Genomic DNA, 7937 nt, shown 5'->3' on the forward strand with positions numbered 1-7937 from the left:
GGGGAGGCCCCATCCGCTTCCTTCCTCCGCCTTGCAATCGAAGCCGCACGACGCCGCTCGCTGATCCGCTCCCTATCGTGGGGGAGGTCGTAAGAACGGGCCTCATCGAAGGAGCTCGCCATGCTCACCACCCGTTTTGTCAACGGAGCGCCCAACTGGATCGATCTGGGCACACCCGACCTCGACGGGGCCATCGCGTTCTACACCGGTCTCTTCGGCTGGGAGTACCTGGCCGGAGGCCCGGAGACCGGCGGCTACGGCATGTTCATGCTGGACGGGAAGACGACCGGGGGCGTGATGACGGTCACCGAGGAGCAGGCGAAGCCGTCCTGGTCGGTCTACTTCCAGTCGTCGGACGCCGACGCCACGGCGAAGGCGGTCGAGCAGGCCGGCGGCAGTGTGCCGTTCGCCCCGATGGATGTCCTGGACTTCGGCAGGATGGCCGGCTTCAAGGACCGGGCGGGCGCGTTCTTCGGTATCTGGGAGCCGAAGGAGAATCCGGGCCTCGGCGCCGTGAGTGTCGCGGGCTCCCTGTGCTGGGCCGAGCTGTACACCCCGGACGTCCCGGCGGCCGCCGCGTTCTACGGCACCGTGTTCGGATGGGAGACCGCGCAGACGCCGTTCCCGGAGGGCGGGGGCTCCTATACGGTGATCCGGACCAAGGGCGGCGGCGAGGACGCGAGTTTCGGTGGTCTGGTGCCCCTCAACGCCGTTGCGACACAAGCGGTCGCCGGACCGCACTGGCTGCCCTACTTCGAGGTCGACGACTGCGACGCCGCCGTCGCGGACGTGGAGCGGCTGGGCGGCAAACTGACGCTGGAGCCGATGGAGATGGAAGGCGTGGGCAAGTTTGCCGACGTCGCCGATCCGGACGGGGCGGAATTCGCCCTGATCAAGAGCGCGCAGGCACCGGAAGGCTGACCGGAAGCCATCGGCGCGCCGCATTGATGCGGCGTTGATCAGTCGTTTATCGCGACCGGGCACTGTGGGTTCCATGCTGATCAACACCGCGGCCGACCCCGCGCTCGCCTGGCAGGAGACAGCGCTGTGCGCGCAGGCGGGGCCCGAGTTCTTCTTTCCGGCCCCCGGCAGCTCCACGCGTGAGGCCAAGCAGCTCTGCAACGCCTGCGAGGGGCGCGAGGCCTGCCTGGAGTACGCCCTCGCCAACGACGAGCGCTTCGGCGTATGGGGCGGCCTCTCCGAGAAGGAGCGCGAACGGCTGCGCAGAACCAATCGCCGCCAGGCCTGAACTCGCCCTGCCCTCAGAACAATCCGGCCCGCCCGGGGCGCCGGCCGCACCCGCACGTGCAGGCCGGAGTACCCCTGGCCGGACGGGGGGTCCGGCTGAGACGATGTCAGCATGAATGATCACGACAGGGACGCTGTGTTCTCGGCGGCGGTGCGGCTGCGCATCGACGGCCGGCCCGAGGAGGCCCGACAGCAGCTGCTGTCTCTCTCCGCGGCCTTCCCCGCGGATGCCGAAGTGGCCTACCAGACCGCCTGGGTCCACGATGTGCTCGGTCTGGAAGCCGAGGCCGTGCCGTTCTACGAGCGCTGCCTGGACGGTGCGGGGCTGTCGGACGAGGACCGCCGGGGTGCGCTGCTCGGCCTCGGGAGTACCCATCGGGTGCTCGGACAGTACGAGAGAGCCGTCGAGGTCCTGCGCAGCGGTGTCGAGCAGTTCCCCGACGACGGGGCGCTGCGGACGTTCCTCGCCATGGCTCTCTTCAACACCGGCGAGCACCATGAATCCATGCAGCTGCTGCTGAGGCTGCTCGCCGCCACCAGTGAGGACCCACATGTCCGGCGCTACCGTGAGGCGATCCAGCACTACGCGCAGGACTTGTACGAAACGATGTGAGCCCGGCGCGGGGCGCTGTACCCGGGGCCTGTCCGGCGGATCGGGGCCGGACAGGCCCCGGGCCGCCGGACAGGTTTGCGGAGCAGTGGCCCGCGCCGGCGGGCCGACGACAGTCGTGCGGGCCGTCAGGCCAGGGCGCGCGCTGCCATCCGTGCCTTCCGGGCCACCAGCTTCTCGTCGAACTTCGACGCCTCGCCGTCCAGGCCCCCCATGTACAGGCCCAGCTCCTCCTGCGCCTTCAGGCCGTCGGGGCTCAGGCCGTCGATGTCGAGGACCTTCAGATAGCGCAGCACGGGCTGGATCACGTCGTCGTGGTGGATGCGCATGTTGTAGATCTCGCCGATCGCCATCTGCGCGGCGGCCCGCTCGAAGCCCGGCATGCCGTGGCCGGGCATCCGGAAGTTGACGACGACATCGCGCACCGCCTGCATCGTCAGGTCCGGGGCGAGCTCGAAGGCCGCACCGAGGAGGTTGCGGTAGAAGACCATGTGCAGGTTCTCGTCGGTCGCGATCCGCGCCAGCATGCGGTCGCAGACCGGGTCGCCCGACTGGTGGCCGGTGTTGCGGTGCGAGACACGGGTGGCCAGCTCCTGGAAGGCGACGTACGCCACGGAGTGCAGCATTGAGTGGCGGTTGTCGGACTCGAAGCCCTCCGCCATGTGCGCCATCCGGAACTGCTCCAGCTTGTCCGGGTCGACGGCGCGCGAGGTGAGCAGGTAGTCGCGCATCACGATGCCGTGCCGGCCCTCCTCAGCGGTCCAGCGGTGCACCCAGGTGCCCCATGCGCCGTCACGGCCGAAGAGCGAGGCGATCTCGTGGTGGTAGCTGGGGAGGTTGTCCTCGGTCAGCAGATTCACGACCAGCGCGATCTTCCCGATGTCGGTGACCTTGGACTGATCGGCCTTCCAGGCCTCACCGTCCTCGAAGACGCCGGGGAAGTTCCGCCCGTCGGAGAACGGCACGTACTCGTGGGGCATCCAGTCCTTGGCGACCTTGAGATGGCGGTTGAGCTCCTTCTCCACCACCTCTTCCAAGGCGTACAGCAGTTGGGCGTCGGTCCACGCCTTCGGGCTGCCGAGGTGGGGAGCGCTGATCGTCACGGGGGACTCCTGGGGACGGGAGAATTACCTACGGATACGTAGGTTACGAGACCGTAGGTTAAAGCGGCAGTAAGGCCATCGCCAAGCCGGCCCCCGCGATGCCCGATTACGTAACGTTATGTGCGCAGGTTGTGGGGGGTGTTGTGGCCGACAGCCCGCTCGGCTGCCAACCATTCCGAACTCCGTCATATCCACCAATACGGCGCTGTGTCGGGCTCTGTGGAATCGGAATGGCTCTCTCAAATCCCGGCGCCGGGGCGCTCCAGCCCCAGATCCCGGCGCAGATACTCGGCCGTAAACGATGTGCGATGGCCGAGCAGTGCCGCCGGAGTCCCCTCGAAGACCAGCTCGCCGCCGTTTCTGCCGCCCTCGGGGCCGAGGTCGACCACCCAGTCCGCGCGCTTGAGCACATCGAGGCTGTGCTCCACGCAGATCACACTGTTGCCCGCGTCGACCAGCCGGTCCAGCAGATCGACGAGCGTGCCGGTGTCCGCCATGTGCAGTCCGGTGGTCGGCTCGTCCAGGACGTACACGCTGCCCGTCCGGTGCAGCCGGGTGGCGAGTTTGATGCGCTGGCGTTCACCGCCGGAGAGCGTGCTGAGCGGTTGCCCCAGTGTCAGATAGGTCAGGCCGACGTCGTCGAGCGTGTGCAGCTTCCGCAGCAGCGCCCGGTCGTCGAAGAGCTCGGCCGCCTGCGCGGCCGTCATCTCCAGTACGTCGGCGATCGACGCGCCGCCGACCCGGTGCTTCAGCACGTCGTCGTGGAAGCGTCGCCCCTCGCACACCTGGCAGGTGGTGGTCACCGGGTCCATGAACGCGAGATCGGTGCAGATGATGCCGCGCTCCGAGCAATGCCCGCACGCGCCTGAGGAGTTGAAGCTGAACAGGCCCGGCTCGACGCCGTTCTCCCTGGCGAAGACCTTGCGGATGGAGTCCAGTGCTCCGAGGTACGAGGCCGGGGTGGAGCGGGATGACGCGGTGATCGCCCCCTGGTCGATGACCACCGCGTCCGGGTATGCCGCCGTGAACACCCGGGAGACCAGTGTCGACTTGCCGGATCCGGCCACCCCGGTCACGACCGTCAGCACGCCCTCGGGGAACGCCACGTCCACGCCCTTGAGGTTGTGCAGTGCGGCGCCCGTCACCGGCAGTCGCCCGGTGGGGGGTGCGGAAGGTCTCCTTGAGCGGTGTCCGGTGGCGCAGGTACCGGCCGGTGAGGGTGTCCGCCTTGCGCAACCGCTCCACCGGGCCTTCGAACACGACCTGTCCGCCGTCGGTGCCCGCCCCGGGGCCCATGTCGACGATGTGGTCCGCGACAGCCATGACATCCGGGTCGTGCTCGACGACGACGACGGTGTTGCCCCGGTCGCGCAGCCGTACCAGAAGATCGTTCAGCCTGCTGACATCGCGCGGATGCAGGCCCACGCTCGGCTCGTCGAAGATGAACGTCAGCCCGGTCAGCGAACTGCCCAGGTGCCGGACCATCTTCAGCCGCTGCCCCTCGCCGCCCGACAGCGTGGTGGTCTCCCGGTCCAGGCTGAGATAGCCGAGCCCTATGCCCACCAGCCGCTCCAGCCGCTCGCGGGCGGCCGAGGCGATCGGACCGGCCACCGGATCGTCGATCCCGGCCAGCACGCCCACCAGATCGGCCACTTCCATCCGCCCGTAGTCGGCTACGGAGAGGCCGTCGATACGGGTGGCGAGCGCGGCCGCGTTCAGCCGGGCGCCGCCGCAGGACGAGCACACCGACTCAGTCGTGAAACGCCGGGCGGCCTCGCGCCGCCGCTCGGAGAGCGCCTCGGTGTCCCGCTTCAGGAAGAGCCGGGTGAACCGTTCGGCGATCCCCTCGAACCGCATGTCGGCCGAGGTCGACTTCAGCTCCAGCCGTACGGTGAAACCCCCTCCGTACAGAAGGAGCCGGAGCTCCTCCTCGGTGAACTCCGCGAGCGGCTTGTCATTGTCGAAGCGTCCCGAACCGGCGTACAGCTGCCACTCCCAGCTCCCCACCGAGAGGCCCGGCAGCAGCAGCGCACCTTCGTTGAGCGACTTCGTGACGTCGATCGCCCGGTCGACATCGAGGCGGACCGTGCGCCCCACACCGTCGCACTCCGGGCACATCCCGCTGGGGTCGTTGAAGGAGTACGAGGTCGCCGGGCCCGCACTCGGCGTTCCGTACCGTGAGAACAGCACCCGGATCACCGACCAGATGTCGGTCATCGTGCCGACGGTGGAGCGGGCGTTGCCGCCCAGCGGCTTCTGGTCCACGACGATCGCCACGGAGAGGTCGTCGATGGCGTCGACGTGGGGCCGCTCGTACTTCGGCAGCCTGTTCCGGATGAACCAGGTGAAGGTCTCGTTCAGCTGCCGCTGCGATTCCACGGCGATGGTGTCGAAGACGATCGACGACTTGCCCGACCCGGACACTCCGGTGAAGACGGTGATCCGCCCTTTGGGGACGGTGAGGGAGACATCACGCAGATTGTTCGCGCGTGCCCCGGTGATGACGATACTTCGGTCCGTATTCCGATCCATGCGGTCGAAGCTAACCGCGATACCGGACAGCTTCTGTCTGGATTTTTCGGGCGATCGGGCGACCGTTCCCCTCGCCACTCACACTCCCGCGCGTCCCTCCTCGGCTGTGATGTCACCGAATTCCCCGCCGGGCAACAACGCCACCGGTGCAGGCTCACCGGCCGCGCCGTTTTGCTGGACGCGGGGTCAGCAGGCCCCTCCGAGCAGATCGGTCAGGCTCCGGTCGAGATTCAGAAACCGGTGCTCGTCACCGGCCGGCACCAGTTCCTGCGCTCGCTCGAGAAAGCGGCGCAGCTCCGCAGTGCGGACGTGCACCATCGCGATTCCCTCGGTGGCATGGAACTCCAGGACCGTGCGCTCGTATCCGAACGGCCTGATGCGTACGTCTCCGACACCGACGGCTCCGTCCAATCCCGCCGCGAGCAGCTCGCGGGAGAATTCCCAGGACACATCGGTGCCCTCCAGGGTCGCCGTCGCGGGGAACGCCACGCGGACGGCGAACGGATCCCTCCGGTCGTACTGCAGGGTGGCGGGAAGGGTCTCCATCCGCGGTGCGGATGCGACCATGCGGGCCTGCACGGACTGCTCGATAACGGTGGACAAGACCTGCTCCCTTTCTCGGCCAGATGAACGGTCTCCGGCACTGATGGAGACGACGGAACTTCCTCATCCGTGCACCGGAAGGTGGCGTGAGCTGTATCACCGCACGCCGCCGCACCGATCGCGTGCCCACTTCCCACCGGTGCCCCCTGGACGGAGCACAGCTCGTGGGCTAGCTTCCAGCGCCATGAGGGTCAAGGGGAAGACGAGACGACTGATGTCATGGGGGCTCTGTGCGGCGGCGCTGACCGCAACACTGGCCACACCGGCAGCCGCGGCAACACCGGGGGAGCGGCACCGGCCCGGCGAACCGCCGGCCTGGACGCTCACCGAGACAGGGACCGATGCCCGCTTCCGCGGCCTCGCCGCCGTCAGCCGTCGTACCGCCTGGGTCGCGGGCTCGAAGGGCACGGTGCTGCGCACCGTGGACGGCGGCCGTCACTGGCGCGATGTGTCACCGCCCGGTGCGGCTCAGGAGGCTCTGGAGTTCCGTGACATCGAGGCATTCGACACCCGGCGCGCGGTGGCACTGGCCATCGGGGAGGGCGAGGCCTCCAGGGTGTTCCGTACGGACGACGGGGGAGCGACCTGGACGGAGTCGTTCCGCAACACCGATGCCCGCGCCTTCTACGACTGCCTCGCCTTCTTCGACAGCCGACACGGACTTGCGATGAGCGATCCCGTCGACGGGAAGTACCGCATCCTGTCGACAGCTGACGGCGGCCGGAGCTGGCGGGTGCTGCCCAGTGCGGGCATGCCGGATGCCCAGGCCGGTGAGGCGGGGTTCGCCGCCAGCGGTCAGTGCCTGGTCGCGTCGGGCCCCAAGGACGTCTGGCTGGCGACCGGGGGCGCCGCCACCGCACGGGTGCTGCACTCCGCCGACCGCGGGCTGACCTGGAAAGCGACCGAATCCACGATCCCGGCCGGTGACCCGGCACGCGGCGTCTTCGGCCTGGCCTTCCGCGACCGCCACCACGGCATCGCGGTCGGCGGCGACTACCGGGCAGGCCGGCCGTCGCCGAACGCCGCGGCGGTGACGGACAACGCCGGCCGCAGCTGGCAGCAGTCCACCACCCCGCCGGCCGCCTACCGCTCGGGCGTCGCCTGGCTCCCGCACAGCAGGTCGGGTGCGCTGGCGGTCGGCCCGACCGGCACGGACCTCACCGTGGACGGCGGCCGCACCTGGCGCACGGTCGACACAGGTTCGTACGACACGGTCGACTGCACACCGGACGGCGGCTGCTGGGCCGCGGGCGAGAGCGGACGGGTGGCGCGCGCGGGGTTCTAGGGCGGGGGCCCTGCGATCGAGCAGTGGTACCGGGTGGCGGATGCCCGCTACCCGGGCAACTGCTGCCGGTACGGGGCGAGTTCGTCCGAGGTCTTCGTCGCGATGAACTCCGTGATCCGGTACGCGCACACGCCCTGTGCCACGAACGGATCCTCCGCCGCGATCTTCTCGATCTGCGCTCGGTCGTCCCCGACGGCCAGGATCACCCCGCCGTCGCGCGGGTTCTTGCGGCCCGACGCGATGAACATCCCGGCCGCGTACTGCGTGTCCAGCCAGGCGACATGGTCCTGCAGCAGTGCGTCGATGCGCTCGACGGGTGCGGTGTAGGTCAACTCGAGTACGAACATGATCTCCAGGCTACGGGACGACGGCGCATCGGCCCCGGGCCGTGTCCGCGAAGTCCCGCCGCCGAGCCGGCAGCTTCCCATTCGCCGGTCGGTCTCGGGCCGACCGGCCTAAGACCGACCGGCAAATGGAGGGCGGCGTCGCGGGGCTGGGCACGCGCATCTGCCGCGTTGTCGTCAATCACCAACGCTCCGCGTTGCCTCAATCCTCC

The 7937-nt window shown here is 69.0% G+C and carries 7 protein-coding genes and 1 pseudogene; 4 read left to right on the forward strand and 4 right to left on the reverse strand.

Annotation, left to right across the window (positions count from 1 at the left end):
- Positions 1-120 precede the first annotated feature (120 nt).
- The 3 genes from ABTZ94_RS34680 to ABTZ94_RS34690 all read left to right on the forward strand — a co-directional run bounded on the left by ABTZ94_RS34680 (position 121) and on the right by ABTZ94_RS34690 (position 1861).
- The gene (locus tag ABTZ94_RS34680; protein WP_351206970.1) at positions 121-921 is read left to right on the forward strand and encodes a VOC family protein; all 801 of its coding nucleotides are present in this window, start codon (positions 121-123) and stop codon (positions 919-921) included.
- Positions 922-994: 73 nt separating this feature from the next.
- Positions 995-1249, forward strand: coding sequence for a WhiB family transcriptional regulator (locus ABTZ94_RS34685; protein ID WP_351206972.1), 255 nt, complete (start codon positions 995-997; stop codon positions 1247-1249).
- Positions 1250-1360: 111 nt separating this feature from the next.
- On the forward strand, positions 1361-1861 hold the full coding sequence (locus ABTZ94_RS34690) for a tetratricopeptide repeat protein (RefSeq protein WP_351206974.1): 501 nt from the start codon (positions 1361-1363) through the stop codon (positions 1859-1861).
- Between the two features lie 125 nt (positions 1862-1986).
- On the opposite strand, the gene ABTZ94_RS34695 is transcribed toward ABTZ94_RS34690, so the two are convergent.
- The 3 genes and pseudogenes from ABTZ94_RS34695 to ssgD form a co-directional block, all read right to left on the reverse strand.
- Positions 1987-2961, reverse strand: a complete 975-nt coding sequence (locus tag ABTZ94_RS34695; RefSeq protein WP_351206976.1) for an acyl-ACP desaturase — start codon at positions 2959-2961, stop codon at positions 1987-1989.
- 239 nt (positions 2962-3200) lie between these two features.
- Positions 3201-5493, reverse strand: a pseudogene (locus ABTZ94_RS34700) (ATP-binding cassette domain-containing protein).
- Between the two features lie 186 nt (positions 5494-5679).
- Complete coding sequence (ssgD, locus tag ABTZ94_RS34705; RefSeq protein WP_351206978.1) at positions 5680-6096, reverse strand: spore wall synthesis regulator SsgD; 417 nt, start codon at positions 6094-6096, stop codon at positions 5680-5682.
- A 184-nt stretch (positions 6097-6280) separates the two neighbouring features.
- On the opposite strand from ssgD, the gene ABTZ94_RS34710 reads away from it, so the two are divergent.
- Complete coding sequence (locus tag ABTZ94_RS34710) at positions 6281-7381, forward strand: WD40/YVTN/BNR-like repeat-containing protein (protein ID WP_351206980.1); 1101 nt, start codon at positions 6281-6283, stop codon at positions 7379-7381.
- A 47-nt stretch (positions 7382-7428) separates the two neighbouring features.
- On the opposite strand, the gene ABTZ94_RS34715 is transcribed toward ABTZ94_RS34710, so the two are convergent.
- Entirely contained in the window at positions 7429-7728 is a 300-nt protein-coding gene (locus ABTZ94_RS34715; RefSeq protein WP_351206982.1) for a YciI family protein, read from the reverse strand.
- Between the last annotated feature and the right edge of the window lie 209 nt (positions 7729-7937).

The organism is Streptomyces sp. NPDC002785 (genome assembly GCF_040295565.1).
Taxonomy (GTDB): domain Bacteria; phylum Actinomycetota; class Actinomycetes; order Streptomycetales; family Streptomycetaceae; genus Streptomyces.